General features: G+C 71.6%; 24 protein-coding genes and 1 pseudogene. 16 read left to right on the forward strand and 9 right to left on the reverse strand.

Features of this window, described 5'->3' with window-relative positions; all coding sequences use genetic code 11:
* Positions 1–320: 320 nt before the first annotated feature.
* Complete coding sequence (locus FLV34_RS36090) at positions 321–857, reverse strand: TetR family transcriptional regulator (RefSeq protein WP_147945249.1); 537 nt, start codon at positions 855–857, stop codon at positions 321–323.
* An 86-nt stretch (positions 858–943) separates the two neighbouring features.
* Here FLV34_RS36090 and FLV34_RS36095 point away from each other — a divergent pair, with 86 nt between their 5' ends.
* The gene (locus tag FLV34_RS36095; RefSeq protein WP_147945250.1) at positions 944–2,089 is read left to right on the forward strand and encodes an FAD-dependent oxidoreductase; all 1,146 of its coding nucleotides are present in this window, start codon (positions 944–946) and stop codon (positions 2,087–2,089) included.
* A gap of 17 nt (positions 2,090–2,106) precedes the next feature.
* On the opposite strand, the gene FLV34_RS36100 is transcribed toward FLV34_RS36095, so the two are convergent.
* Positions 2,107–2,769 (reverse strand): response regulator transcription factor, encoded by a 663-nt coding sequence (locus FLV34_RS36100; protein ID WP_142652346.1) that lies wholly within the window; start codon positions 2,767–2,769, stop codon positions 2,107–2,109.
* On the reverse strand, positions 2,757–3,881 hold the full coding sequence (locus tag FLV34_RS36105) for a sensor histidine kinase (RefSeq protein WP_142652344.1): 1,125 nt from the start codon (positions 3,879–3,881) through the stop codon (positions 2,757–2,759). Before FLV34_RS36105 ends, FLV34_RS36100 begins: the two co-directional genes overlap by 13 nt.
* 132 nt (positions 3,882–4,013) lie before the next feature.
* Between FLV34_RS36105 and FLV34_RS36110 the strand changes: the two genes are divergently transcribed.
* Positions 4,014–5,036: a hypothetical protein gene (locus tag FLV34_RS36110; RefSeq protein WP_142652342.1), complete on the forward strand. Its 1,023-nt coding sequence runs from the start codon at positions 4,014–4,016 to the stop codon at positions 5,034–5,036.
* Between the two features lie 346 nt (positions 5,037–5,382).
* Here the strand turns inward: FLV34_RS36110 and FLV34_RS36115 are convergent, their stop codons facing one another.
* Together FLV34_RS36115 and FLV34_RS36120 are read right to left on the reverse strand one after the other, a co-directional pair.
* On the reverse strand, positions 5,383–6,630 hold the full coding sequence (locus FLV34_RS36115) for a cytochrome P450 (RefSeq protein ID WP_147945251.1): 1,248 nt from the start codon (positions 6,628–6,630) through the stop codon (positions 5,383–5,385).
* 26 nt (positions 6,631–6,656) lie between these two features.
* On the reverse strand, positions 6,657–7,988 hold the full coding sequence (locus FLV34_RS36120; protein ID WP_147945252.1) for a glutamine synthetase family protein: 1,332 nt from the start codon (positions 7,986–7,988) through the stop codon (positions 6,657–6,659).
* A gap of 213 nt (positions 7,989–8,201) precedes the next feature.
* On the opposite strand from FLV34_RS36120, the gene FLV34_RS36125 reads away from it, so the two are divergent.
* On the forward strand, positions 8,202–9,014 hold the full coding sequence (locus FLV34_RS36125; protein WP_147945253.1) for an acetoacetate decarboxylase family protein: 813 nt from the start codon (positions 8,202–8,204) through the stop codon (positions 9,012–9,014).
* 137 nt (positions 9,015–9,151) lie between these two features.
* On the opposite strand, the gene FLV34_RS36130 is transcribed toward FLV34_RS36125, so the two are convergent.
* The gene (locus FLV34_RS36130; protein WP_147945254.1) at positions 9,152–10,636 is read right to left on the reverse strand and encodes an APC family permease; all 1,485 of its coding nucleotides are present in this window, start codon (positions 10,634–10,636) and stop codon (positions 9,152–9,154) included.
* Positions 10,637–10,795: 159 nt separating this feature from the next.
* On the opposite strand from FLV34_RS36130, the gene FLV34_RS36135 reads away from it, so the two are divergent.
* On the forward strand, positions 10,796–11,368 hold the full coding sequence (locus FLV34_RS36135; RefSeq protein WP_147945255.1) for a MarR family winged helix-turn-helix transcriptional regulator: 573 nt from the start codon (positions 10,796–10,798) through the stop codon (positions 11,366–11,368).
* A gap of 7 nt (positions 11,369–11,375) precedes the next feature.
* Here FLV34_RS36135 and FLV34_RS36140 read toward each other — a convergent pair whose 3' ends face one another.
* Entirely contained in the window at positions 11,376–12,071 is a 696-nt protein-coding gene (locus FLV34_RS36140) for a gamma-glutamyl-gamma-aminobutyrate hydrolase family protein (RefSeq protein WP_147945256.1), read from the reverse strand.
* Positions 12,072–12,177: 106 nt separating this feature from the next.
* On the opposite strand from FLV34_RS36140, the gene FLV34_RS36145 reads away from it, so the two are divergent.
* Genes FLV34_RS36145 through FLV34_RS36170 form a run of 6 tightly spaced genes read left to right on the forward strand, consistent with a single transcriptional unit; the run spans position 12,178 to position 18,251 of the window.
* Entirely contained in the window at positions 12,178–13,632 is a 1,455-nt protein-coding gene (locus FLV34_RS36145; RefSeq protein ID WP_147945257.1) for an aldehyde dehydrogenase, read from the forward strand.
* Positions 13,625–14,566, forward strand: a complete 942-nt coding sequence (locus FLV34_RS36150; RefSeq protein WP_147945258.1) for a catechol 1,2-dioxygenase — start codon at positions 13,625–13,627, stop codon at positions 14,564–14,566. The genes FLV34_RS36145 and FLV34_RS36150 overlap by 8 nt, the downstream gene beginning before the upstream one ends.
* Positions 14,566–15,411 carry a fumarylacetoacetate hydrolase family protein gene (locus tag FLV34_RS36155; protein ID WP_147945259.1) on the forward strand — a complete coding sequence of 282 codons (846 nt, stop codon included), beginning with the start codon at positions 14,566–14,568 and terminating at the stop codon, positions 15,409–15,411. The genes FLV34_RS36150 and FLV34_RS36155 overlap by 1 nt, the downstream gene beginning before the upstream one ends.
* 16 nt (positions 15,412–15,427) lie before the next feature.
* Entirely contained in the window at positions 15,428–15,616 is a 189-nt protein-coding gene (locus FLV34_RS36160) for a ferredoxin (protein ID WP_067173231.1), read from the forward strand.
* Complete coding sequence (locus FLV34_RS36165; RefSeq protein ID WP_261986034.1) at positions 15,583–16,812, forward strand: NAD(P)/FAD-dependent oxidoreductase; 1,230 nt, start codon at positions 15,583–15,585, stop codon at positions 16,810–16,812. Before FLV34_RS36160 ends, FLV34_RS36165 begins: the two co-directional genes overlap by 34 nt.
* 17 nt (positions 16,813–16,829) lie before the next feature.
* Positions 16,830–18,251, forward strand: a complete 1,422-nt coding sequence (locus FLV34_RS36170; RefSeq protein WP_260617549.1) for an aminobutyraldehyde dehydrogenase — start codon at positions 16,830–16,832, stop codon at positions 18,249–18,251.
* Between the two features lie 17 nt (positions 18,252–18,268).
* On the opposite strand, the gene FLV34_RS36175 is transcribed toward FLV34_RS36170, so the two are convergent.
* Both FLV34_RS36175 and FLV34_RS36180 read right to left on the reverse strand, forming a co-directional pair.
* The gene (locus FLV34_RS36175) at positions 18,269–19,135 is read right to left on the reverse strand and encodes an alpha/beta fold hydrolase (RefSeq protein ID WP_147945260.1); all 867 of its coding nucleotides are present in this window, start codon (positions 19,133–19,135) and stop codon (positions 18,269–18,271) included.
* Complete coding sequence (locus FLV34_RS36180) at positions 19,132–19,725, reverse strand: TetR/AcrR family transcriptional regulator (protein ID WP_142652318.1); 594 nt, start codon at positions 19,723–19,725, stop codon at positions 19,132–19,134. Before FLV34_RS36180 ends, FLV34_RS36175 begins: the two co-directional genes overlap by 4 nt.
* A gap of 259 nt (positions 19,726–19,984) precedes the next feature.
* On the opposite strand from FLV34_RS36180, the gene FLV34_RS36185 reads away from it, so the two are divergent.
* The 6 genes and pseudogenes from FLV34_RS36185 to FLV34_RS41975 all read left to right on the forward strand — a co-directional run.
* A complete protein-coding gene (locus FLV34_RS36185) occupies positions 19,985–20,818 on the forward strand; it encodes a CPBP family intramembrane glutamic endopeptidase (protein ID WP_142652316.1) in 834 nt (277 codons plus the stop codon).
* Complete coding sequence (locus FLV34_RS36190) at positions 20,815–21,969, forward strand: sensor histidine kinase (protein ID WP_147945261.1); 1,155 nt, start codon at positions 20,815–20,817, stop codon at positions 21,967–21,969. The genes FLV34_RS36185 and FLV34_RS36190 overlap by 4 nt, the downstream gene beginning before the upstream one ends.
* On the forward strand, positions 21,966–22,625 hold the full coding sequence (locus FLV34_RS36195) for a response regulator transcription factor (protein WP_142652312.1): 660 nt from the start codon (positions 21,966–21,968) through the stop codon (positions 22,623–22,625). The genes FLV34_RS36190 and FLV34_RS36195 overlap by 4 nt, the downstream gene beginning before the upstream one ends.
* Before the next feature lie 388 nt (positions 22,626–23,013).
* Positions 23,014–24,777, forward strand: coding sequence for a ricin-type beta-trefoil lectin domain protein (locus FLV34_RS36200; protein ID WP_142652310.1), 1,764 nt, complete (start codon positions 23,014–23,016; stop codon positions 24,775–24,777).
* Between the two features lie 161 nt (positions 24,778–24,938).
* Positions 24,939–25,964 carry a LacI family DNA-binding transcriptional regulator gene (locus tag FLV34_RS36205; protein ID WP_147945262.1) on the forward strand — a complete coding sequence of 342 codons (1,026 nt, stop codon included), beginning with the start codon at positions 24,939–24,941 and terminating at the stop codon, positions 25,962–25,964.
* Positions 25,965–26,378: 414 nt separating this feature from the next.
* Positions 26,379–26,654: pseudogene (locus FLV34_RS41975) on the forward strand (hypothetical protein); the annotation flags it as partial.

The following is a 26,654-nucleotide window of genomic DNA, read 5'->3' on the forward strand; positions in this document are numbered from 1 at the left end:
GGCACCGGAGCCCGCCGCCTGTGGATAGGGGTCAAGCCCCGGGTTTCAAGTAGGAGTCATCCGGTGCCGTGCAGTGCTATTAGGTTCTAAGCATTGCTCGAGCGGGCTTCGCGAGGACCGGAGGTTCCTTCCGGCGCAGTGACCGGGGCCAAAGTCCGTCCCGTACGTAACTGCGCTAGCGCCTACGCGGCCGCCATTGAGGACGATCCCCCGGCCACGCTGACTCCACTGAAAAAAGGCACCGAAACTATGAGCGCCGACGCTGTGAACCAGACGCGGGCGACCTCCGCAGCACAGCCTCACTCGGTGAGAGCACGGCCTCACTCGGTGAGATAGCGCTGGATGGTGGGACTCAGCCAGGCGACGAGCTCCTCCTCTGTGGCCGCCACCATCGGCGGAAATTTCAGGATGTAGCGGGACAGGGCCAAGCCCAGCAGTTGTGAGGCGACCAGGGAGGCCCGCAGGGGGGCACGTTCCGGATCGCCGGTCAGGCTGACCACGAGCGGCATGACCTGGCCACCGAGAATCGTCCGCATGCGCTCGGCGGCGGCCTCGTTCGTCACGCCGGTACGCAGGAGAACCTGCAGGCCTTCGTCGGCCTCCCACTTACGCAGGAAGTGGCGCACCAGGCCGACACCGGCCTGGTCCGCGGGCAACTCCGGCAGCTCAAGGTCGAATTCGGCCGCGGCCGCGAACAGCTTCTCCTTGGTGCCGAAATAACGCATCACCATGGCCGGGTCGATCCGCGCGTCGGCGGCGATGGCCCTGATGGTGGCCTTGTCGTAGCCGTCGGCGGCGAAGCGTTCGCGGGCCGCGGCCAGGATCACGGCCTTGGTCTCGGCGGAGGATCGTCTCATGTCAACGATTGTAGGCCAACATGTGTTGACTTCCTACGCGCAGCGGGCTTACGGTCATGCCAACAACCGTTGACCAAGGAGACGCCATGAACGCCGAGGTGCTCATCGTCGGAGCCGGGCCCGTCGGGCTGACCGCCGCGATCGTCCTGACCCAGCACGGCCGGAACGTCGTGATCGTGGACGCGCAGGAGGGCGGCGCCAACACCTCCCGCGCCGCCGTCGTGCACTCCCGCACGCTGGAAGTCCTGGAGCCGTACGGCGTGGCGGACCGGCTGGCCGCGCACGGCATCCACGCGCCGGTCTTCACCATCCGCGACCGCGACCGGGTGCTGCTGCCGGTGCCCTTCGACGGCCTGCCGACCGCCTACCCCTACACCCTGATGATCTCCCAGGCCGACACCGAGGCCCACCTGCTGGCCCGTCTGCACGAGCTCGGCGGCAAGGTGATCAGGCCCACCCGGGTGAGCGGCATCGAGCAGGACGCCGACGGCGTCACCGCCACCCTGGACGACGGGCAGGTCATCCACGCCGCCTATCTGATCGGCGCCGACGGCATGAACAGCACCGTCCGCCAGAGCGCGGGGATCGGCTTCAGCGGCGGCACGTACGCCGAGTCGTTCGTGCTGGCCGACGTCCGGCTGTCCGGCGGGGTGCCCGACGACGAGGTCGTCCTGTACTTCTCGCCCGCCGGTCTGGTCGTGGCCGCCCCGCTGCCCGGCGGCCTGCACCGCATCGTCGCCACCGTGGACGAGGCGCCCAGGGAGCCCGGCATCCCCCTCGTCCAGCACCTGCTCGACACCCGCGGACCCGAGGCCGAGCCCGCGCGGGTGCAGGAGCTGATCTGGAGCTCGCGCTTCAGGGTCCACCACCGCATCGCCGACACCTACCGCCGGGGCCGCATCCTGCTGGCCGGCGACGCCGCCCACGTGCACTCGCCCGCCGGCGGCCAGGGCATGAACCTGGGCATCGACGATGCCGTACACCTGGGCGAGACGCTGGCCCGGGTGCTCGACGGCGGTCCGGACGGCCTCCTCGACTCCTATGCCGCCACCCGGCTCCCCCACGCCGAGCAGGTGGTCGCCCTCGCCGGGCGGCTCACCAAGCTCGCCACCGCCGCCGCGGGCCGCCGCGTGCTGCGCAACCTCGTCCTCGCCGTGGCCGGCCGCATCCCCACCGTCCGTACGCGGCTGGCCTGGCAGCTGTCCGGCCTGAACCGGCGGCCCGCCGCGTGAACACACGCCGCATGGACCTAGAGGGGGTTGTCGTGGGCGATGAGGGCGAGCTGGACGCGGTTGTCCAGGCCGGTCTTCGTGAGGATGCGGGAGATGTAGCTCTTGACCGTGCCGACGCTCATGTGAAGCTCGGCCGCGATGTCCGCGTTCGACGCGCCCCGGCCGACCGCGGCGGCGACCTCACGCTCGCGGTCGCTGAGCCGGGACAGCAGCCTGCGCGCGTCGTCGCGGCGGCGGTCCTCCGCCTCGGGCGCCAGGTGGGCGATCAGGCGCCGGGTCACGCCGGGCGACAGGATCGGCTCCCCCGCCGCGACGCGGAGCACCGCGTCCACGATGCCCTCCGGCGGGGTGTCCTTGAGCAGGAACCCGCTGGCCCCGGCGCGCAGCGCGCCGAAGACGTGCTCGTCGGCGTCGAACGTGGTCAGCATGATGACGTGGGGCGGGTCGGACCGCCGCCGCAGCAGCCGGGTGGCGTCGATCCCGTTCAGGCCCGGCATGCGGATGTCCATGAGCACCACGTCGGGCGCGTACGCGTCGACCGCGGCCGCGACCTCGGCGCCGTCGGCCACTCCGCCCACCACGACGAGCTCGTCGGCGCCCTTCAGCATCAGTGTCAGACCCGCCCTGACGAGCGGGTCGTCGTCCACGACCAGCACGCGTACGGCGCTCACACCGGCCATGGTAGCCAGACCGCCAGACGGAACTCGCCGTTGTCCATCCCGGCCTGCTCCACCCGGCCGCCCGCCAGCTCGGCCCGCTCCCGCATCCCCGCCAGGCCGGCGCCCTCACCCCGGGGAGCGTGCACCACGGGGTTGCGCACCTCGATGGCGAGCCCCTGCTCCGGCCCGCCGTCGAGGCGGACGGTGACGGGCCTGCCCGGCGCGTGCTTCCTGGCGTTGGTGAGCCCTTCCTGGACGATCCGGTAGGCCGCCCGCGCCGTCTGGCCCGGCAGGCCGGGCAGGCGTACGCCGCCGTCGCGCATCTCCACCTCCATGCCCGCCTGCCGTACCTCCTCGACCAGTGCGTGCAGGTCCAGCTCGGCCAGGACGGGCGCCTCGCGGAGCACCGAGATGACCTGGCGCAGCTCCTGCAACGCCTGATGTGCGCTGGAGCGCACCACCGCGGCCGCCTCGACGACCTCCTCGGGGTCGGCCCGCGCGTTGAACTGCAGCGCCCCGGCGTGCAGGGCCAGCAGCGACAGCCGGTGCGCCAGCACGTCGTGCATCTCGCGGGCGATGGCCAGGCGTTCGGCGTGGCGGGCCTGCTCGACGCGTCGCCGCTGCTCCTCCTCGGCCCTGCGGACCCGCTCCTCCAGCGACAGCACCAGTTGACGGCGGGCACGCGCCAGCATCCCCCATCCGGTCAGCGCCACCCCGAACAACACCGCGACCAGCGCCCACACCGGGTAGGGCGCCAGCCCGGGCGGCCGCAGCCAGAACCGGGCCAGCGTCGCGGCCACCCACGCCGCACCCACCGCGATCGCGACGGCCGAGCGGCGATACAGAGCGGTCATGAGCGTGGCGATGCCGGCCGCGACCGACGCCGAGGCCGCGGGCACGGCCAGTGCCACGGCCACGAGCGCCATGGTGGCCGGCCACCGGCGCGCCAGCCACAACGCCCCGCACGCCACCGCACCGCCTGCCACGTCCACGGCGAGCCACCAGCCGGAGGCGGCGCCGAGGTCGCCGTGCACGACGACCGCCGCCGCGGCCAGCGCGCAGGCGACGCCCCCCACCCGGATGGCCCGGTCCCGCCGCGTCGTGGCCGGACCCGGCCGTACGTCTGCCGTCACGAACGCCCAGCGTAATGACGGCGGGCCCGCCGGCGGCAGCAACCAAAGTCGACTCCGGGTTGTCACCTGGGTTGCCACGGCCAGGCCCCGGGGCGGCAGACGTGCGCGGTGGGTGCGCAACACGCTGGGCGCATGACGGCGAACAAAGCGAACAAAGCGAACAAGGTGAACAGGACGCGCGGCCGACTGGCCGCACTGCTCCTCGCGGTGATCACACCGCTCGTGGCCGAGTTCACCCTCGGCAACCCGCCGCTGCGCATGGCCTGGCTCCTGCTGCTGTGGATCCCGATTTACGGCGCGGGCGTCGTCCTGGTGCGCGAGCTCGTACGGCGGGCCGGGACGGGCTGGACGGGGGTGCTGCTGCTCGGGGCCGCGTACGGCATCGTCGAGGAGGGCCTGGCGCTGCAGGCGCTGAGCAGCCCCACGATCTACGGCGCCGCCGGGTGGGCCCCCCGGATCCTGGGCCTGAACAGCGCCTACGCCGAGCTGCAGATCCCCTATCACGCGGTGTTCAGCGCCGCGATCCCGATCCTGCTGACCGATCTGATCGTCCCGTCGCTGCGTGACCGGCCCTACCTGGGCAGGCTCGGCACCTGGGTGGCCGGGGCGGTCTTCGTCCTCGGCGCGCTGCTGCTGCGGGTGACGGTGGTGACGGCCATCGACCCCGGCTACGAGGCGCCGCCGGCGATCCTCGCGGGCTGCGCGGCCGCCGTGGTCCTGCTGACGGTGGTGGGGCTGCGGCCGAGGCTCCGCCAGGCCATGTCCCCGATCGGCCCGCCCTCGCCCGCGGCGGCCGGGGTGTTCGGCGCCGTGGCCGTCTTCGCATTTCTGGCCTCGCTGTTCCCGTTCGGCGGCGCGACCCGGCCCGCCTTCACCCACGGCGGATGGGTGATCGTTCCTATGTCGGCGGCGGCCGTGCTGGCGGTCGTCGTCGCGTGGCTCCTGCGCCGCTGGACGGCCGGCGGCCGGTGGACGGACCGGCACAGCCTCGCCCTGGCCTCCGGCGCCCTGATCGCGCACACCGCGTTCGGCCTGATCTCCAACACCGACACGGCGGCCGACCGCGTGGGCCTGGCGGCCGTCGGCGTGGTCATGACGGGACTGCTTGCCCTGCTGGGATTCCGCACGTCTCGGGCTGCTCATGCCGATCGGTGACCAGGGCGATACCGGACAGCGGGTACGCAACCATGCGAGGGCACGCAGGCCCTCACTCCCATCACCCTGGAGGTGTCTTCATGCGGAAGGACCAACAGGCAGGCCGGTCCCGGCGCCCGCGGGACGAACGGGCGCAGACCCCGGACCGCCCGGGCCATCGAGGTGACGCCCGGGCCGACGGCGATCCCCGGGACGTGAACGACACGTCTCTGGAAGACACGGCGGAGATCCCGATGGTCCTCGATGCCGATCACGAGATCCGGTAACCGTACGGCGCAGAGGAGCACAGCGGGGCCGGCGGGGCGGTGAGAGCCCGCCGGCCCCGCTGTGGGCCGTCCGGCGTGGGTCAGGCCAGGGTGACCGTGACCGGGAGTTCCTTGATGCCGTTGACGAAGTTGGACCGGACACGGCGAACGTCGCCCGCGAGCCTGATGTCGGCCAGGCGCGGCAGCAGCTCCTCGAACATGATCCGGATCTCCAGCCGGGCGAGGGAGTTGCCCAGGCAGAAGTGCGGGCTGCCCTTGCCGAAGGTGATGTGGTCGTTGTTCTCGCGCGTCACGTCGAACGCATAGGGGTCGGCGAAGACCCGCTCGTCGCGGTTGCCCGAGGCGAACCACATGACGACCTTGTCCCCCGCCGCGATCTTCTGGCCGTGGATCTCCACGTCCTTCGTCGCCGTACGGCGGAAGTGGTAGACCGGGGAGGCCCAGCGCAGGAACTCCTCGACCGCCGCCGGCATGAGGCCGGGGTTGTCGCGCAGCTTGGCGAGCTGCTCGGGGTTCTCGATGAGGGCCTTCATGGTGTGCGTGATGGCGTGGCGCGTGGTCTCGTTGCCGGCCACGACGAGCAGCAGGAAGTAGTTGTCGAAGTCGCGGGCGGTCAGCGGCTCGCCGTCCGAGGGGGTCTGGTTGACCAGCCGGCTGACCAGGTCGGTGCCGTCGCCGCCGCGGCGCTGCCGGGCCAGCTCGCGGCCGTACTCGAAGACCTCCAGGGACGCCGGGCTGCGGAACGGCAGGTCGCGATACTTCTCGCTCTCCTCGCTGTGCAGCAGGACGTCGGCGTAGTCGGGGTCGGTGTTGCCGATGATCCGGTTGCCCCAGTCGATGAGCTGCTGGGTGTCCCCCTCGGGCACGTCGAGCATCCGGGCCAGCACGTTGATCGGGAAGTCGGCGGAGACCTCCTTCACGAAGTCGAACGTGCCCTTGGCCAGGGCGGCGTCCAGCGTCTTGGCGGTCAGCCCGCGCAGGAACACCTCGTATCCGGCCACGGCCCGGGGGGTGAAGTCGCGCTGGAGCAGGCGGCGCAGGGACAGGTGCCGGGGGCCGTCGGTCTCCAGGATGGAGCGGCGGATGTCGGCCTGCCGGTCGTCCACCTCCTCCAGGTTCACGAACTTGGTGGAGGTGAACGTCTCGGCGTCGCGGTCGGCCCGCACGATGTCCTCGTGCCGGGTCAGGGACCAGAAGCCGCTCCCGTGCTCGCCCTCGTCCTGCCAGTGGATCGGCGCCTCGGCACGCAGCACATCGAACATGCGCCAGGGCGTCTCACCGTCGAGGAAGTTGTCAAGGTTCGCCAGGTCGACGTCGTCCGGGCGCATCGGCTCTCCTTCAGGGGAAAACGGGGTTACAGGTGGTAGGCGTACTCACGGAACTCCCAGTCGGTGATGAACTGGGTGAACCGTTCGACCTCGTTGCGCTTGTACGTGAGGTAGGCGGTGGAGAACTCCTTGCCGAGCACCTCGGCGAACGCGTCGTCGGCGGCGAGCGCGTCGAGCGCCTCGGACAGCGAGGAGGGCAGCAGCGGGGCCTTGCTCGTGTCGTAGCCGTAGCCCTCCAGCGGCGCGGGCGGCTCGACCCGGTCGCGGATGCCGAGGTAGGCCGCGGCGAGCAGTCCCGCGATGCCGAGGTAGGGGTTGGCCGACGAGTCGCCGAGCCGTACCTCGAACCGGCTGGCCGCGCCGCGCTCCGGCGGCACGCGGACCATCGCGCTGCGGTTGTCCAGCCCCCAGTCGATCAGCCAGGGGGCGAGCGTGTCGGGGCCGAAGCGCTTGTAGGAGTTCACGGTCGGGTTGAGCAGGGCCGCCAGCGCGGGCGCGTGTGCGAGCACTCCGCCGACCGCGTGCCTGGCCGTCTCCGACAGCCCGTACGGCCCCGCCGGGTCGGCGAAGACGTTGTGGCCCTCGGCGTCGGCGCACGACAGGTGGATGTGGAATCCGGAGCCGCCCTCGTCGTTGAAGGGCTTGGCCATGAACGTGGCCAGCAGTCCGTCGCGGCGGGCCAGCTCCTTGATGGCCGATTTGAAGCGGAAGGCCCGGTCGGCCGCGCCGACGGCCTCGCTGTGGTGCAGGTTGATCTCGAACTGCCCGCTGGCGAACTCGTGGTTGCCCATCGTGACGCCGAGGTCCATCGGGCGCAGCGTCCGCAGCGTACGCAGGATGTGCGAGCTCCGGTCGCCCTTGGTGCCGGCGACGTACACGTTGCCCGGGGCGTCGTCGTAGCGCTTCCAGCCGGCTCCGTCGGGTTCGAGCAGGAAATACTCCAGCTCGGGACCGACCACTCCGGTGAGGCCCAGCTCACCGAGCCGGGCCGCGGCGGCGCGGACCACCTCGCGCGGCGCCTCGGGGAAGGGGGCGTCGGTGGCCGGGTCGACGGTGTCGCCGAGACAGGCCGCGACTCCCGGCTCCCACGGCAGCGGGACGAGCGTGGACAGGTCAGGACGGATGGAGACGTCCGGCAGGCCCTGGTCGAGACCGCCGGGCACGGGCACCACGTCGCCCTGCGGAGAGGTGTAATAGACCGCGCGGCAGAAGGCGATGCCGTGCTCCACGACGTCGGGAAGCCGCTCGACCAGCACGTCCTTGCCGCGCTCGGTGCCGATGAAGTCGGGATAGCCGATCCTGACGACGTCTATGCCCTGGTCGGTGAGGCGCCGGACGGTCTCCGCCACCGGTTCCATATGCGCCCCGCCTCCCACCACTGCGCCTCCTGCCACTGGGCCTCCTCAATCCTTCGCGAGGGCTTACCTCAGATCGTTTGGGGGCAAACAATACGCCCCGGGCCTCGCGGCCACAAGACCCTCGCCCACGAAACATATGCGCCAGAAGATGGTGACAATGCCCAGCTCAGCGCCTATCGTATGGGTCCAAATGATTGACGACAAGGAGGCGCAGTGGCGACGGTGCGCGGTTTCTACACGCCCAAGACGGCGACCGGGCGGTCCTCGCTGATCCCCAGCCCGCCCTGGTACTACTCCGGCGACCTGCTCACGGTCGAATACCGCACGGACCCGGCGAAGGTGGCCGCACTGCTGCCCGAGCCGCTCGGGCTCGCCGAGGAGGACCCCGGCGCGGTGGCGGTGATCTGGGCCGACTGGCAGTCGTGCTCGCAGAGCCGGGAGGAACTGCTCGATCCCGTCCGGGCGCAATACAAGGAGTGCTTCGTCGTGGTCCGCTGCTCCTACGGCGGCCAGACCTACTCCCGCTGCGTCTACATCTGGGTGGACAAGGACTTCGCCGTCGCCCGCGGCACCCACCAGGGCTATCCCAAGAAGCTCGGCTCGATCCACATGACCCGCCCCCACCCGTACGGCCTGGCCGCGCCGCGGATCGGCGCGGGCGGCGTCTTCGGGGCCACGCTGGCCGCCGCCGACCGGCGGCTCGCCCAGGCCGTCGTACGGCTGCGCGAGCCGAGCGAGACCAACGGGTTCGTCAACGGCCACCCAATGGCCCACCACCGCTGGCTGCCATCCGTCGAGCCGGGCAAGGGCCTGGCCCTGGACGAGCTCATCGCCACCTCCGGCGCGTCCTTCGAAGGCGGCCGGCCGTGGGCCGGCGAGGCCGAGATCGACCTGTTCGACGCCCCCACGGAGGAGCTCGCCGATCTGACGGTCGAGGAGGTCATCGGCGGCTACTACCGCCAGGTCGGGGTGAGCTGGAACGGCGGCACGCTGCTGGAGTCGGGCACCTCCGGCGCCCAGCTCTGAACCCGGAAGCACTGAACCCGGAAGCACTGAACCCGGAAGCTCTGAACCCCGCAATCGAGAGGGCCGCTCACACCGTCCGGTGCGAGCGGCCCCTTCTATGCGCCGTCAACCATCCGCGCCGTCAGCCATCCGCGCCGTCAACCATCCTGGGCCGCGTCGGCGCCGTGCCCGATCTTGGCGTAGACGGCCGGACGGCTCCCCCTCAGCCACACGCCGTACGCGAGCCCGACGACACCGGCGATCAGCACCAGGCCGGGGATCAGCCAGTTCAGCACGGAGTCGGGCGGGGTGCCGAGCAGCGCGTCGAAGTTGACCACGGCGAGCACGAGCACGACCGCCAGCGCGGCCCCGGACAGCGCGGGCGCGACGACCCGGCTCCAGCCGTTCTCGCCGCGCCCCCGGCGCCGGAAGAAGCCGAGGACGGAGACCGAGGTGACCACCAGGAGCAGGATGACGCCGAGCGCGCCGAGGTTGGTGAACCAGTTGAACAGCGTGTTGGTCGGATCGCCGCCGGACATGCCGAACCCGAGCACGACCAGCGCGGCGATGACCGTCTGGGTCAGCGAGCCCAGGTGGGGCGAACCATGCCGGGGGTGGGCCAGGCCGAGTCCCTTGGGCAGCACGCCCTCACGGCCGAGCGCGAAGAAATAGCGGGCGACCGCGTTGTGGAACGACAGCAGGGCCGCGAAGAGCGCGGTGACCATGAACGTCTGGGTCAGCGTGGCGAAAGCCGGGCCCAGCGTCCTGCCGCCGAGGACGAAGACGAGGTCGGGGCCGTTCTCGCCGGCGGCGTCGATGATCTTGTCCACGCCGGTGCCCATCGCCATCGCCCAGGCGGTGAACGCGTAGAAGACGCCGATCACGGCGACCGCGATGTAGGTCGCGCGGCTGACCGTGCGGCGCGGGTCGCGGCACTCCTCGCTGTAGATGGCGCCGGACTCGAAGCCCATGAACGACGCCATCACCCAGCAGAATCCGGCCCCGACGGCGCCCGTGGTCAGCGCGCCCCACGTGAACGGCTCGCCGGACAGCCCGGCCGGGGCCGAGGACACCTGCGAGATGTCGAAGACGAGCACGGTGAGGCTTTCGCAGACCAGCAGGACGGCGAGCACCTTGGCGTTGAGGTCGATGCGGCGATAACCGAGGAAGGCGATGAGGACGAGCGCCACGAGCGACGTCGCCCACCAGGGGACGTCCACCCCCAGCTCGGAGGAGATCAGGCCGGAGGCCGCGAAGCCGAACAGTCCGTAGAGGCCGACCTGCATCGCGTTGTACGCCACGAGGGCCACGAACGAGGCGCCGACGCCGGAGACCCGCCCGAGTCCCTGGGCGATGTAGGAGTAGAACGCGCCGGCGTTGGAGATGTGGCGGCTCATCGCGGCGTACCCCGCGGAGAACGTGCCGAGGACGACGGCGAGGATGAGGTAGATGACGGGGACGCCGAGCACGCCGGTCGTCGCGTAGCTCATGGGGAGACCGCCCGCCGCGACGGTCAGCGGTGACGACGCGGCCACCACGAAGAAGACGATGTCCGGCACGCCGATCCTGCGGCGGGACAACTCGCGCGTGCCCGTCATGTGCCCGGCTGCGGGCCTCCCGGTGGCGAGAGCCTCATCTGCCATGGAAACCTTCTCTCGGTGAGAGTACGGCTGAAGGACCCGCGGCCGGTCACTCGCTCGACGAAAGATCGTTTGAACCCGAACGACCTGCGGGTTTTCGCGGGATCGTACGGGTACAAATGAACATGACGCAAGAGTCTGATCCCCGAAGGGAGCCGGAACGTGCCCGCGCACTATTCGCTGTCCGCCACCGAGGAGGCGGTCAACCGCAGGCTTGGGTCGATTCCGGTCAAGCGCGAGGCGCTCGCCGCGGTCTCCAACCTCTATCGGGCGGCCACGGCCGTGCGGCAGCACCTGGAGAACTCGGCGCTCCGGGCGGCCGACCTCACCTGGAGCGCCTTCGTGGTGCTGTGGGTGGTGTGGATCTGGGAGGAGATCGAGACCCGGCACACCGCGGCAGAGGCGGGCATCTCCAAGGGAACGCTGACCGGGATCATCAAGACCCTGGAGGGACGCGGGCTGATCGAGCGCCGCCAGCACCCCGACGACGGCCGCCTCGCCCTGCTGCGCCTCACCCCGGAGGGGGTCGCGCTGATGGAGCGACTCTTCCCGGCGTTCAACGCCGAGGAGCAGTTCGTCGTCGAGGCACTGGACGACGCCGAGGCGGTGCATCTGGCCGACACGCTGCGGCGCATCGTCGCGCATCTGGAGGAGCACGGCGAGGAGCGGCGCGAGAGCCTGCGCAAGGAGGCTCCCGTGCCGCCGCGCCGCGGCGGCCGGCGCCGGGCGACCTGAGGACCCCTCAGCGGCGAGCCCCGGCCGCTTCCACGAGCGCGTCGAAGACGCGCTGGTTGACGGGATCGACGGCGGCGGTGTCCTCCGGATGCCACTGGACGCCGAGGAACCATCCGCGCCGCCCGGCCCGTTCGGCCGCCTCGACCGTCCCGTCCTCGGCGTGCGCGGTGGCCACCAGGCCCTCCCCCAGCGACGACGCGCACTGGTGGTGATAGCAGGAGGCGTCCACCTTGTCCGTGCCGGTCACCTCGGCGAGCAGTGAGCCGGAGGCCACCCGCACGGGATGGACGACGTGGCGGTGGTCGGGCTCCATGTGCTGACGCAGCCGGCCGCCCAGCACGACGTTGACCACCTGGAGCCCGCGGCAGATCGCCAGCGTGGGCAGGCCGGTCGCCAGCGCGTGCCGGGCCGCCGCGAAGTCGAAGTCGTCCTGCTCGGCGTCCACGTCATAGACGGTGTCGTGCGCCAGGTCCTCGCCGTACGCCGAGGGCGCGATGTCGCCGCCGCCGGGCAGCAGCAGGCCGTCGGCCACGGCCAGCCGGGCGGCGGCCTCGCCCGCGTCCACCGGGTGCATGAGGAACGGCTCTCCCCCGGCGCGATAGACGGCGTCGGCCAGCGCCCGCGCGGTCACCACGGCCGCGTAGCGCAGCGCCGACGTGGTCGCGGCGAACCGGGACGGGATCGCGATGATCGGCCTGGGCATGCCATCTCCCTCTCAGATTTGTTTGCTTCCAAACGATAGCCGCCATATTGACTCCTGAGCAGCCACGACCCTAAGTTGTTTGGGACCAAACGACTTGGAGGAGCGGATGGCGACTGTCGGGGATGTCACTGTCCACGAGGGCCACTGGATCGGCGGTGAACGGGGCGGCTCGGCCGCCGTGTTCGACGACGTGTCGCCCATCGACGGCCAGGTGATCGCCCAGGTGGCGCGGGGCGGCGCGGCGGAGGCCGAGGCGGCCGTGACCGCGGCGGAGAAGGCGTTTCCCGCGTGGGCGCGCACGAGCCGCGAGGAGCGGGCAGCGCTGCTGCACGCGATCGCCGACGGCGTCGAAAAGCGCCTGGAGCGGCTCGCGATCGTCGAGACGACGGACAACGGCGCGCTGCTGCGCTCGCACCTGCGCGGTGTGATGCCCCGGGTCGCGCACAACTTCCGGTTCTTCGCCGACTGGCTGCTGAAGCTCGGCCACGACGACTTCGACACCCGGGGGCACCGCAACCACGTCTCCTGGGACCCGGCCGGCGTCTGCGCGCTCATCACCCCGTGGAACGCGCCGCTCATGCTGGCGACCTGGAAGATCGCGCCCGCGCTCGCCGCCGGGAACACCGTCGTGCTGAAGCCGGCCGAGTGGTCGCCGCTGACCGCGTCGCTGCTGGCCGACATCACCGTCGAGGCCGGGCTGCCCGACGGCGTGTTCAACGTCGTGCAGGGCTACGGCGAGGAGGCAGGCGCGCCGCTGGTCGCCGACCCCCGGGTGCGGCGCATCGGCTTCACCGGCTCGGTGCCCACCGCCCGGCACATCGCCGCCGCCGCGGCGGCCAACCTCACGCCGCTGTCGCTGGAGCTCGGCGGCAAGTCGCCGCTGATCGTGTTCGCCGACGCCGACCTCGACCTCGCCGTGGACCTCGCCGTCGAGCAGTACGACAACGCGGGGCAGGTCTGCCTGGCCGGCACCCGGCTGCTGGTGCAGGAGGAGATCGCCGCCGAGTTCACCGAGCGGTTCGTCGCCAAGGCGGGCGCGCTGCGCCAGGGCGATCCGCGCGACCTGGCCACCGACATCGGACCCAACGTCCACCGCGAGCACTTCGAGCGCGTCGACGGGTTCGTACGGCGGGCGATCGAGGCCGGGGCCACCCCGGTGATCGGTGGCGGGCCCAACACCGACCTCGGCGGGCTCTATTACCGGCCCACGCTCTTCACGAACGTGGCCCCCGACAGCGAGATCGTCAACGAGGAGGTCTTCGGGCCGGTCCTCACGCTCCAGACGTTCCGTACGGAGGACGAGGCCGTCGAGATGGCCAACTCGACCAGGTTCGGGCTGGCCGCCACCCTCGCCACCGGCTCGCCCGAGCGGGCCGAGCGAGTGACCGGGCGCCTGGTCGCCGGCACCGTCTGGGTCAACTGCTTCTTCGTCCGCGACCTCCGGGCCCCCTTCGGCGGCTCCCGCCAGTCGGGCGTCGGCCGGGAGGGCGGCGACTGGAGCTTCGACTTCTACTGCGACGTCAAGAACACCGTCTTCGCACCGGGAGGCTGGAATGGGTGAGGTCGTCGGCGCGGGCATGCTCGCGCACGCCCCCACGATCATGCTGCCGCTGGAGGTCCGCAAGGAGCTCAACGAGGGCAAGGAGATCAGCATCGTCCCCGGGCTGCACCGCCTGCGGAAAGAGGTCTTCGAGACCCTCGACTACGACACCGTGATCGTCTTCGACTCCCACTGGGCGACCACGGTCGAGTTCGTGGTCACCGCGCAGGACCGCCGCTCGGGGCTGTTCACCTCCGAGGAACTGCCGCGCGGCATGTCCCGCATCCCCTACGACTTCCCCGGCGACCCCGAGCTGGCCCGGCTGATCGCGTCATACCAGGACAAGCACGCCACCTGGATCACCGCGATCGACGACCACCACCTGCCGATCTTCTACGCCACGGTGAACCTGTGGAAGTACCTCGGGGTCGAGGGCAAGCGCTGGATCTCCATCGGCATGTGCCAGACCGCCGAGACCGAGGACAACCTGCGGCTCGGCCGGGCGGTCGGCGACGCGATCGCGGAAAGCGACCGCAAGGTCCTGCTGATCGCGTCGGGCGCCCTCTCGCACACCTTCTGGCCGCTGCGCCAGCTGCGCGCCCACGAGGCGAGCGACCCGGTGCACATCCGTACGCCGGAGGCCCGGGCGGCCGACGAGGAGCGCATCGCGTGGATGCTCGCCGGCGACCACGGGCGCGTGCTCGACACGATGGACGAGTTCTACCGCTTCAAGCCCGAGGCGCGGTTCGGCCACTACCTGATGATGGCGGGCGCGCTGGGCGAGCACGACCTGGCCGCACCGGGCCGGCTCTACAGCGACTACGAGAACGCCACCGGCACCGGCCAGGTGCACATCTGGTTCGACCGGCCCGAGGGCGGCTTCGCCCGGCCGCGGGCGACGGACGCCTCGAACGACCCCTACCCCTATCCGTTCCGCCTCGAAGGGACCGCCTGATGCCGGAATTCCGCCGGATCCTCCTGGACGGCGCCGCCGTACAGGTGCGCCGGGAGGGCGACGAGCTGGTCAGCGCGGACGGCCGCACGGTGGGCGTCGACGACGCCGTCCACCTGCCGCCGTGCGTGCCCTCGAAGGTCATCGCGGTGCACCTGAACCACCGCAGCCGGGTCGAGGAGTTCATGACCTCGCTGCCGCCCGCCCCGACGTACTTCCACAAGCCGACCTCGGCGCTCAACGCGCACAAGGGCGCGATCGTACGGCCCGAACGGTGCGAGTACCTCAACTACGAGGGCGAGGTGGCGATCGTCATCGGCCGTACCGCCCGCAACATCTCCCCCGGCGAGGCGGGCGACTACATCGCCGGTTACACGATCGGCAACGACTACGGCCTGCACGACTTCCGCGACACCGACGCGGGCTCGATGCTGCGGGTCAAGGGCTCCGACACGCTCTGCCCGCTCGGCCCCGGCCTGGTCACCGACTGGGACTTCCACGGCAAGCGGCTGCGCACGTACGTGAACGGCAAGGTCGTGCAGGACGGCTCCACCGACGAGATGGAGTGGGACATGCACTACCTCGTCGCCGACATCGCCCGCACGATCACCCTCTACCCCGGCGACGTGCTGCTGTCCGGCACCCCGGCCAACTCCCGCCCGGTGCAGCCGGGCGACGTGGTCGAGGTGGAGGTCGAGGGCCTCGGCAGGCTCACCAACCACATCGTCAACGGCCCGGTCCCGATCCGCGACGACTGCGGCGCGCAGCCGACCGAATCGGAGGAGGTCATCTCGACCGCCTTCGGCGGCGACTGGGAGTTCCGCGGCATCCGTCCCCCGAAGCGTTGAGAAGGAGTTTCAACCGATGAAGGTCATCGTCGACATGGACGTCTGCAAGGACCACGGGCAGTGCGTCTTCTCCGCCCCCGAGGTCTTCCAGATCAACGAGAACGGCCGGCTGGTCTACGAGGCCGAGCCCGACGAGTCGCTGCGCGACGCCGTCGAGGAGGCCGCCGACGTGTGCCCGCTGCAGGCCATCACGATCGAGGGCTGACCACCGTGGGGCAGCGCATCGTGATCGCGGGCGCCTCGATGGGCGGCCTGCGGGCGGCCGAGCGGCTGCGGGCCGCCGGGTTCGCGGGCGAGATCGTGGCGGTCGGCGACGAGCCGCACCTGCCGTACAACCGGCCCCCGCTGTCGAAGGAGGCGCTGGCCTCGGAGGTGACCCACGAGGCGCTGGCGTTCCGGCTCCGCCCGGCGGTCGCCGACGTGACCTGGCGGCTCGGCGTGCCGGTCGTCTCCGCCGACCTCGCCGCCCGTGCCGTACGGCTGGCCGACGGCACCGAGCTGGCCTACGACGGGCTGGTGGTCGCCCCCGGCATGCGGCCCCGGCGGCTTCCCGTCCCCGGACCGGCGGCGGGCCGCCATGTCGTGCGCACGCTGGAGGACGCCCGCGCGCTGCGCGCCGAGCTCGGCCCCGGCGTGCGGGTGCTGGTGATCGGCGCCGGGTTCATCGGGTGCGAGGTCGCGGCCACCGCCCGCACGCTCGGCGCGTCGGTCACCGTCGTCGCGCCGGAGGACGTGCCGATGCGCCGCCCGCTCGGGGCCGAGCTGGGCGCGGCCCTGCGCCGCCGCCACCAGGCGCGCGGCGTCGCGTTCCTGCTCGGCCGTACGGTCAGGGCCTTCCTGGGCTCCGGCCGGGTGACCGGAGCCGAGCTGTCCGACGGCACCAGCCTCGACGCCGACGTCGTCGTCGAGGCGGTGGGCTCGGCCGCCAACACCGGGTGGCTGGAGGGCAACGGGCTCGACCTGTCCGACGGCGTGCTGTGCGACGAGGCGCTGCGCGTCGAGGCACGGCCGGGGGTGGTGGCGGTGGGCGACGTGGCCCGCTTCCCCAACCCCCGCTATGACGGCGTGCCGCGCCGGGTCGAGCACTGGAGCATCCCCACCGACACGGCAAAGCACGCGGCGGTCACGCTGCTGGCCGATCTCGGCCTCGGCGACCCGCCCGCCGGGCCGTTCGCCCCGCTGCCGACGTTCTGGAGCGACCAGTACGACCTGCGCCTCCAGTCGTTCGGAGCGCCCGTTTTGGGGGAGGACGACATCCGGGTGCTGGAGGGCGACCTCGACGGCGAGGTCGTCGTCGGCTACCACCGCGACGGCGAGCTGGTCGGGGTCGTGCTGGTGGGCATGGCCTCCGCCGCCGCCCGTTATCGCACCGCGCTCACCCGCGCCTCCGTGACCGTATGACCTGGGAGGAGACCGTCGTGGACACGTATCGCAATGTGATCGCCGGGGAGGCCCGCGACCCGGCCTCCGGCGAGTGGATGGAGCTGGTCGACCCCTCCACCGAGAAGGTGTACGCCCGGGCGGCCCGCTCGGGCGGCGCGGACGTGGACCACGCGGTCACGGCCGCCGCCGAGGCCGCGCGCACCTGGCGGCGGACCACCCCGGCCGAGCGTCAGCGGCTGCTTCTCGAGCTGGCCGATCTGATGGCGGACAACAGGGAGGCGCTGGCCGAGGCCGAGGTGCGGGCGACCGGCAAGCCGCGCGGCACCGCGCTGCGGGTCGACGTGGGCGGGGCGATCGACACCGTCCGCTATTTCGCCGGCGCGGCGCGGGTGCTGGAGGGCCTCGGCGCCGCCGAGTACGCCGAGGGGCACACCTCGTTCGTACGCCGTGAGCCGATCGGCGTCGTCGCCCAGGTGACGCCGTGGAACTACCCGCTGATGATGGCGGCCTGGAAGATCGGCCCGGCGCTGGCGGCGGGCAACACGCTGGTGCTGAAGCCGTCCGACACGACGCCCGGCTCGACCGTGCTGCTGGGCGAGCTGTGCGCCCGGGTGCTGCCGCCCGGCGTGGTCAACGTCGTGTGCGGCGACCGGGACACCGGCCGCACCATGGTCGCGCACCCCGGCGTGGAGATGGTGGCGATCACCGGCTCGACCCGGGCCGGCGCCGAGGTGATGGCGGCCGCGGCGAGCGACCTCAAGGACGTCCACCTGGAGCTGGGCGGCAAGGCCCCCGCGCTGGTCTTCGCCGACACCGATCTCGAGGCGACCGCGCGCGGCGTCGCCGAGGCGGCGTTCTTCAACACGGGTCAGGACTGCACGGCCGTCACCCGCGTGCTCGTCGAGCGGCGCGCGTATGACGGGTTCGTCGAGGCGCTCGCCGAGGCGGCGCGGGCCCTCGCCGTCGGTGCCCCCGACGAGGGCGCGTTTCTCGGCCCGTCCAACAACGCCGCCCAGGCCGAGCGGGTCGCCGGGTTCCTCGACCGGCTGCCCGCGCACGCCCGGGTGGTCGCCGGCGGCGCCCGGCTCGGCCGTCCCGGCTACTTCTTCCCGCCGACCGTCGTCGCCGACGTACGGCAGGACGACGAGATCGTGCAGCAGGAGATCTTCGGCCCGGTCGTGACCGTGCAGCCGTTCGAGGACGAGGACGAGGCCGTCGCCCTGGCGAACGGGGTCGAGTACGCGCTCGCCTCCAGCGTGTGGACCAGGGACACCGGGCGGGCCATGCGCCTTTCCGCCGCGCTGGACTTCGGCGCGGTCTGGGTCAACTGCCACCAGGTGATCATCCCCGAGATGCCGCACGGCGGCTTCAAGCATTCGGGCACCGGCAAGGATCTGTCCCGATACGGCCTCGACGCCTACACACGCGTCAAGCACGTGATGATCAGCCACGCCTGACGTCTCCGCGAGCCGGATCAGGTGGTCAGCACCGTGCGGAGCAGCTCGCCGAACTCGGCGGGGTGCATGCTGAGCCCGGTGTGCCCGCCGGGGAAGTGGACGAGGTCCAGGCCGAACCGCTCGGCGAGGAAGGCGGCGGGGCGGTAGGGCAGTTCGCCCCGCGAGTCCGCCCCCGCGGCGAGCACGAGCCGGTCCGACAGGGCCTCCAGGCGGTCCACGTCCGGCCGGTACGCCATGAAGCTCGGCACGATGCGTCCGAGGAAGTAGGGCATGTCGGCCATCGTCCGCTGCGCCCGTGCCGCCGCCTGCGGGGGAAGCTCGGTCGCCGCCCCGGCGTCGGCGGGCTCGGTGGCCGCCCCTGCCTGTACGGGCTCGGCGCCGGGCCGTCTCAGACCGGCCGCGAAGACGGCCGCCGCGGGCATCAGCCCTTCCCGGCGGAACGTGTCCTGGACGCGGGCGAGCAGCGCGCGGTGGTCGGCGGCGTCCGGCAGCACCTCCACCACCGGCGGCTCGTGGGCCACGACGCGTTCGATCCGCTCGGGATGGGTGGTGAGCAGGTGCAGTGCGACGATGGCGCCCGAGCTGCAGGCGGCCACGCGGGCGGGCGCGTCCGGAGACAGCAGCTCCAGCAGCCGAAGCGCGTCGTCGGCGTGCCGCTCGACCCGCTGCTCGGCCTCCGGGTCGTCCAGCGGGCTGCGGGACAGACCGCGCGGGTCGTAGGACGCGACCGTGTAATCGGCGGCCAGGGCGTCGGCGACGCCGTCGAAGGAGGCCGCTCCGCCCGTGCCTCCGGGGATCAGCAGCAGGAGCGGCCCCGCTCCGCGCACCTCGTAGTGCAGGGTGGCGCCGTCCACGCGCAGGTGGCCGATGGCGGGGCCGGTCATGCCGGATCTCCTTCGTCGCGCGTGGGCCAGCGCTCCAGGAGGGTGTGCAGGGCGTCGAGGCAGCGGACCCAGGTGTCCTCCGCCGGGCGCGCGTGCGCGAACCCGCCCGCGGCCTCCAGGCTGGTGAAGCCGTGCAGCGTGCTGCGCATCAGCCGGACCGCGTCGGTCAGGTCGGGCTCCTCCAGCGCGTAGCCGCGCAGCATGCTGTAGGTCAGCTCGACGGCGCGCCGCGGGCCGGCCGCCTTCGCGGCGAGCTCGGGGTCGATCTGTATCGGGATCTGCGTCGCCGTGTATCGGCCCGGGTGGTCGTGCGCGTACTGCCGCCAGGCGTTGGCGTACGCCACCAGCGCGTCCTTCCCGGCCCGCCCGGCGGTCGCCTCCGCGATGCGGATGGTCTTCTCGTCCGCCGCCAGCAGCGCGATCCGCCCGCGCAGGTCCTCAAGGCTGCGGACGTGCGCGTAGAGGCTGGCGTCCTTCACCCCGAGTCGCCGCGCCACCGCCGACATGGTCACGTGGTCGAGCCCGACCTCGTCCGCCAGCTCGGCACCGGCGAGCGTCACCCGATCCGCCGTCAACCCGGCCCGCACCATGCGTATGCCGCCCTTCCGAAATGTTCCTAGGAGCCCTAGATTTTTCCTTGGACCCCAAGGTTTCCGTACGCCGGCGCGGAGCGCAAGCGGTTATCGCGCTGACGGCTCGCAGGCTCCGGGGGCGATCTCGGGCCTGGTTGTCCCCCGTGCGAGCTACCGGCGAATGTCCACCGCGCGGTGACGACTCCCGGCCGCCGGATCTTTAGCGTTCTCGTCGTAGCCGCGGCGCCCCGGCCGCGGAATCTCCGAAGGAGTCGTCATGCGACTGTTGAAGCAGCTCGTGGCCGTCGCGGTGGTCGCCTTCGCCGGCGGCGCGCTCGTGGGCGCGGTGCAGGGAAACGCGTTCGTCACCCTGGTCCTCGGTCTCGGGACAGCCGTCCTCGCGGTGGTCGTGTACGCCCGGGTCGTGCGGTGGTCCGAGCGCCGCACGCCCGTTGAGGTGGCCGGGAAAGGCGCCGTCCCCGCGGTCGGCCGGGGGCTGCTGATCGGGGCCGGAATGTTCGCGGCCGTGATCGTGAACCTCGCCTTCCTGGGGTACTTCCGGATCGACGGCCTCGGCTCGGTGACGGGCGCGATCGGGCTGCTCGGCTTCATGGCCGCCGCCGCCGTGACGGAGGAGCTGCTCTTCCGCGGCGTCCTGTTCCGGATCGTCGAGGAACGGACCGGCACGTGGATCGCGCTCGGGCTGTCCGGGCTGGTGTTCGGCCTGATGCACCTGGGCAACGAACACGCCAGTCTGTGGGGCGCGATCGCCATCGCCGTCGAGTCCGGCGGCATGCTCGCCGCCGCCTACGCCGCCACCCGCACCCTGTGGCTGCCGATCGGCGTGCACTTCGGCTGGAACTTCGCCGAGGCCGGCATCTTCAGCGCCGAGGTCTCCGGCAACGGTGCGACGCACGGGCTGCTGAACAGCGTGACGTCGGGCCCGGCACTGCTCACCGGCGGCGACTTCGGGCCGGAGGCGAGCCCGTACGCGGTCGTGTTCGGCGCGCTGCTGACGATCGTCTTCCTGTGGCTGGCCCGTCGTCGCGGCAACCTGGTCCCCCTCCGGCGGCACGCCCGGGCCGCCGCGGCCGCTACGCTCTCCCAGTGATCGATTTCCGGCGGGTCCCGGATCTGTGGATGCGGTTCGACGTCACGGTCCGGGATTCCTCGTTGGCGCTGTTTCTGGCCGCCACGTCACTTCTGCCGGCGGTGCGCAACTACGGGACGCAGCTCGGCGACCTGCCGACCCGCCCCCTGGACGCGGCGGCCGCCCTCGTGATCGCCCTGGAGTGCCTGCCGCTGGCCGTCCGCCGGCGGTGGCCGGCCGTCTGTCTCCTCCTGGTGTCGCTGGGCTTCGCCCTCGACCAGCTCCTCGCGTACCACACGGCGGGGGGCACCGCGCTGCCCATCGCGCTCATCAGCTCGGGCCTCCATCTGGAACGTCACCGGCGCGTCATCATGGCCCTGCTCTCCGCGGCGTACGTGCCGCTGGCGGTCGCGCTCGACCGGAGCGGCTCGCCCGAGCAACTGGACGGCTATGTGACGTTCTTCCTGGCGCTGGTCCTCGCATGGGGGGCCGGGGCCTGGCTGCGCTCCGCCCGGGCCGCCGAGGCCGAGGCCCGCCTCCGCGTCGCCGAGGCCACCCGCGCCGCCGAACGCACCCGCATCGCCCGCGAGCTCCACGACGTCGTGACCCATCACGTGACGGCGATGGTCGTACAGGCCGAGGCGGCACGCTATCTGACCGCCGCGCCCGAGCGTCTCGACGCGGCCCTCACCGCCGTCACCGACACCGGCCGGCGAGCCATCTCCGACCTGCGGCGCCTGCTCGACCTGCTCAACCCCGACCACGACAGCGACGTCAGGTTGCCGTCCGTCGGCGAGCTCCGCACGCTGGTGGAGCAGACCCGCCGGGCCGGGCAGCCAGTGGAGTTCACCGAGGAGGGCGAACCGGCCGAATCCACCGGCAGCGCCGAGTTCGTCGCCTATAGGGTCGTGCAGGAATCCCTGACCAACGCCCTCAAATACGCCCATGGCAGCCGCACCGAGGTCCGGGTGCGCTACGGCGAGAAGGAGATTTACGTGGAGGTCGGCACCGACGGCTCCGGCTCGCGGACCGGCGCCCCCGGTGGGAGCGGGCGCGGTCTCGCCGGGCTCCGCGAGCGGGTCGACGCTCTGGGCGGCGAGTTCAGCGCCGACCGGCAGGCGGGCGGCGGCTTCGTCGTACGGGCCCGCATCCCCGCGGGGAGCCCGTCATGACCGCGCCGGTCCGGGTCCTGGTCTGCGACGACCAGGCGCTGATCCGCACCGGGTTCGCGACGATCATCGACGCGCAGCCCGACCTCGAAGTGGTGGGCGAGTGCGGGGACGGCCGCACCGCGGTCGACCTCGCCCGGCGGCTGAACCCCGACATCGTGGTGATGGACGTGCGCATGCCGGTGCTCGACGGCATCGAGGCGACCCGCCTGCTGGCCGGCGCGGGCGTGGAGAATCCCATCAAGGTGCTCGTGGTGACGACGTTCAACCTGGACGAGTACGTGTACGAGGCGCTGCGGGCGGGAGCGAGCGGGTTCCTGCTCAAGGACGCCCCGCCGGCGCAGCTCCTGCACGGCATCCGCACCGTCGCAACGGGCGCCGCGCTGCTGGCGCCGGAGGTGACGCGGCAGCTCGTCGGCAGATACGCGGCGCGGATCCGTCCGGCCGAGGGCACATCGGACGACGTCGCGCTGACCCCGCGCGAGCTGGAGGTGCTGCGCCTCATCGCCGACGGCCTGTCCAACAGCGAGATCGCCGCGACGCTGGTCATCAGCCAGGAGACCGTCAAGACGTACGTGTCGCGCATCCTCACCAAGCTCGGCCTGCGCGACCGCGTGCAGGCCGTGGTCTACGCCTACCGCCGGGGCCTGGTCACCTGAGACGCGTTATTGCGATCCGTCCGATAGCGCGATCTTTTGCCCGTCTGGAGTGGATATGTCTGCACTGATCCGGTGAGCACCTCGAACCGCCCCCGGCCCGCACTCCAGGACTCTGATCTCCTGTCCTGAACGGGAACCCAACCGGCGAACCGATTCGAAACACGCCGCTGAACTGGGGGTTTCGCGCCTCGGCGACAGGAACCTCGCCAGGGCCGGTCGCAGGACATATCCCGTTCATGTCTGCGATACACGCAATTGACATGCCTTCCCGCGTGAATTTACGCTCATTGCGAATCGATTCGACATCGTCGCCTGCGTTGAGACCACCCTTCGCTTCACCCCGACCGCCGGACGGCGTGTTCCCCACCCCCCGTCGAAGGAGTCACGAGTGAACAGCACCTCACGTCGGCGGCGCGGCCGCCGCGGCCTGGCCGCCCTGTTCTCCGCCGCGGCACTCGTCGCCGCATCCGTCCTCGCGACCGCCGCACCGGCTCAGGCCGCCGACGAGTCCATCACCGTCGATTTCTCGGTCGCGGGCGGATCCCCGACGTACCGGGCGTCGGGGTGGATCTACGGCATGAGCGAGAACGCGGCCAACCCTCCGGACAACTACTTCACCGATGTGAAGTTCCGGTACATGCGCGCCGGAGGCGCCCAGCTCGACAGCCCCGGCGGCTGGGTGTCGGGCAAGTACGACCGCAGGTGGAACGCCACCCGCGCCCAGTTGCTGCGCACGCGGTCGCTCGGCGGGGAGTTCGTCCTGCTCGTGCACGACCTATGGGGAGCCGACGGCTACCCGATCTCCCGCTTCCCCGGCGACAACGGCGACTGGACCGACTACGACAACTTCCTGACCCGCCTGATCGACGACGTACGGGCGACCGGCGCCCCGGTCCAGTGGGACCTGTGGAACGAGCCCAACATCACCCTGTTCTGGAACCGTCCGCAGTCGCAGTATTTCGAGATGTGGAAACGCGCCTACCAGCGCATCCGTGCCGCGTTCCCCTCCCACCTGATCGTGGGCCCCAGCCTCGCGGGCGTGCCGTCCACCAGCGGCTGGTGGACGCAGTACCTCGACTACGTCAAGGCCAACAACGTCGTTCCCGACATCGTCAGCTGGCACTCCCTGCCCGGGGACCCGGTCACCAACGTCGCGACGGCCGACACCACGCTGAACTCCCGCGGCATCGCCCATCCTCGCCCGTACCAGATCAACGAGTACGGCGCCTCCAACGAGCAGAACCCGGCCGACGGCGCCTGGTACATCGCCCGGCTGGAGCGCGCCGGGGCCGACGGACTGCGCGCCAACTGGGCGGGCGGGAACAACCTGCACAACGACCTGGGCAACCTCCTCGTCCACAACTCCTCCGGCCAATACCAGCCCAAGGGCGAGTGGTGGGTCTACCGCTTCTACGGCTCCCAGACCGGGCAGATCGCCGCCGTCACCCCGAGCTCCAACTACGACGCCTTCGCCACCAAGGCGAGCGGGAACGCCAAGGTCCTCGTCGGCGGCGGACGCACCACCGGCACCATCACCGTCAACCTGCGGCGCCTGGACACCACCGGCGGCATCGTGCAGAACAACCAGGCCCGCGTTCTCGTCGAGCGCATCCCCTACAACGGCGGCGGCGCGGTCCAGGGACCGGTCACCGTCCAGGACACCGTGGTGACCCTGTCCGGCAACGGCACCACCGTCAACCTTCCGCACACCGCCATCGACGACACCTTCACCATCACACTCCTGCCGCCCTCAACCGGCGGGGGATCGACGTCGGCGTTCCGCAACGTCAACGCCGGCCGCTGCCTCGACGTGCCGAACCTGTCGCAGACGAGCGGCACCCAGCTCAACCTGTGGGACTGCAACGGCCAGACCAACCAGCAGTGGACGTACACCTCCTCCCGGCAACTGCAGGTGTACGGCACCAGGTGCCTGGACGCCGAGGGCGCCGGAACCGCGAACGGCACCAGGGCGATCATCTGGGACTGCAACGGTCAGGCCAACCAGCAGTGGAACGTCAACGCCGACGGCACCATCACCGGCGTGCAGTCCGGCCTGTGCCTGGAGGCGAGCAACTTCGGCACCGCGAACGGCACCAAGGTGCAACTGTGGTCCTGCACCGGCACGACCAGTCAGAAGTGGACCCGGAACTGATCGTCTTCCCCATGGGATCGAACCGATTCGGAGGACCGCGAATGAACGGATCGCGCACGTCACCGGGGTCGCGCGGACCGTGATCTGAGCCATGGTCGTCGATCCGTGCGCTCGATTCGACTTACGATGTGCATGTCGGTCGGACGAGGTGAGGAGCGCCGGTGAACATCGGGGAGATCGCCAAGCGGTCGGGTGTGGCGCGCAGCACCGTCTCGTACGCCCTCAGCGGCAAGCGCCCGGTGTCGGAGGAGACGCGCCAGCGCATCCAGGCGGTCATCGATGAGCTGGGCTACCGGCCCAACGCCGCGGCAAAGGCGCTCAAGGAGGGCAGGACCCACACCATCGGCCTGGTCATCCCGCCCGCCAGCCGCCGCCTGACCGACATGCAGCTCGGGTTCGTGGCCAGCGTCGTCGACGCCGCCGCCCACGCCGACCTGGACGTCCTGCTGTCACCCTCCGGGGGCGAGCACGACCGGTCGTTCGAGCGCGTGGTCGGCGGCAGACGCGTGGACGGGGTCATCGTCATGGAGATACGGCTGGAGGACGACCGGGTGACCCGCCTGCGGCAGGCCGGGCTGCCCTTCGTCGGCATCGGCCGCACCAGCCGGCCCGAGGAGATGTCCTGGGTGGACATCGACTACGAGAAGCTGATCGCCAACTGCGTCCACCACCTTGCCGACCTGGGTCATCGCCGCATCGCCCTGGTCAACCGCTCCGAGGAGCTGGTGGCGGCCGGATACGGCCCCGGCCACCGCGCGCAGGCCGGTTTCGCCCGCGCGATGGCCGAGCGCGGTCTCGACGGCGTGCAGACCTGCTGCGCCGACGACGCCCAGTCGGGGGTGTCCTGCGCCGAGCGGCTCCTCGGCGAGCATCCCGATCTGACCGCGATCGCCACCATCAACGAGGCCGCCACTCCCGGGATGTATCACGCGCTTGCCCAGGCGGGCCTGGTCGTGCCTCGCGACTTCTCCATCGCCGGCGTCGCGGCGCGGGACTGGGCGGAGAACCTGCACCCTCCGCTCACGGCCGCCGACGTCCCCGCGGACGAGCTCGGCGCCCGCGCCGTCGACATGCTCATCCGGCTGATCGCCGACCCCGCCACCCCCCACGGCCATCTCCTGGTCGCGCCGCCCATCTCCCTGCGAGGCACGACCGGACCCGCCCGCGCGCGCGGCCGCCGTTCCTGACGGCCGGACGCCGGCCCGCGCCCGCCACACGAAACATGCCCCGGCCGGACGCGGATCCTTTCCTGACCCTTCACGAGACTCCGGCCTGCCAGCTGGGCATTCTCGGATGACGTTTCCTCACCCCCGGCAGATCGGCGCTGCCGGCGCACAACCACCCGTCGATGTCGTGAAATTTTCACATCTGGCCGCTCGTGGTGATCGGGCCCGCCCTCGTCGCGGCAGATGAGGCTCATCGACAGCCCGGGGAGACCGGCCCGGGCCGACCGGGAGCCTTGACGCGGGGTCGGCCGTCGTATTTGCTCCGCCGCACCACCACCTACATCAACACCGAGAGAGGACAGTCCCGTAAAGCAAAATGTTAGCGCTAACAACCCGCTTGATCGTCGTCCTTCCCGCACTATCCCAGGAGCATTCATGAAGATCGCATCCCTTCTGCGCCTGGTCGGCGCCGCGTTCATCTCTCGCAACATGCTCGGCGGACACGCGGCGGCGGCGACCGCCCGTACGTGGAGACGCCTGTCGGCCGCGGCGCTGCTGGCCGTGAGCTTGGCGGTGGCGGGCACGCTGACGAGCCCGGGGGTCGCCGTCGCGGAGTCGAACGGCGGGGTGCGGGTGATGCCGCTGGGCGACTCGATCACCGAGGGCACGCAGGTGCCCGGCGGCTACCGGATCGGGTTGTGGCAGCGCCTG

It is taken from the genome of Microbispora sp. CSR-4, from assembly GCF_008033685.1.
GTDB lineage: Bacteria > Actinomycetota > Actinomycetes > Streptosporangiales > Streptosporangiaceae > Microbispora.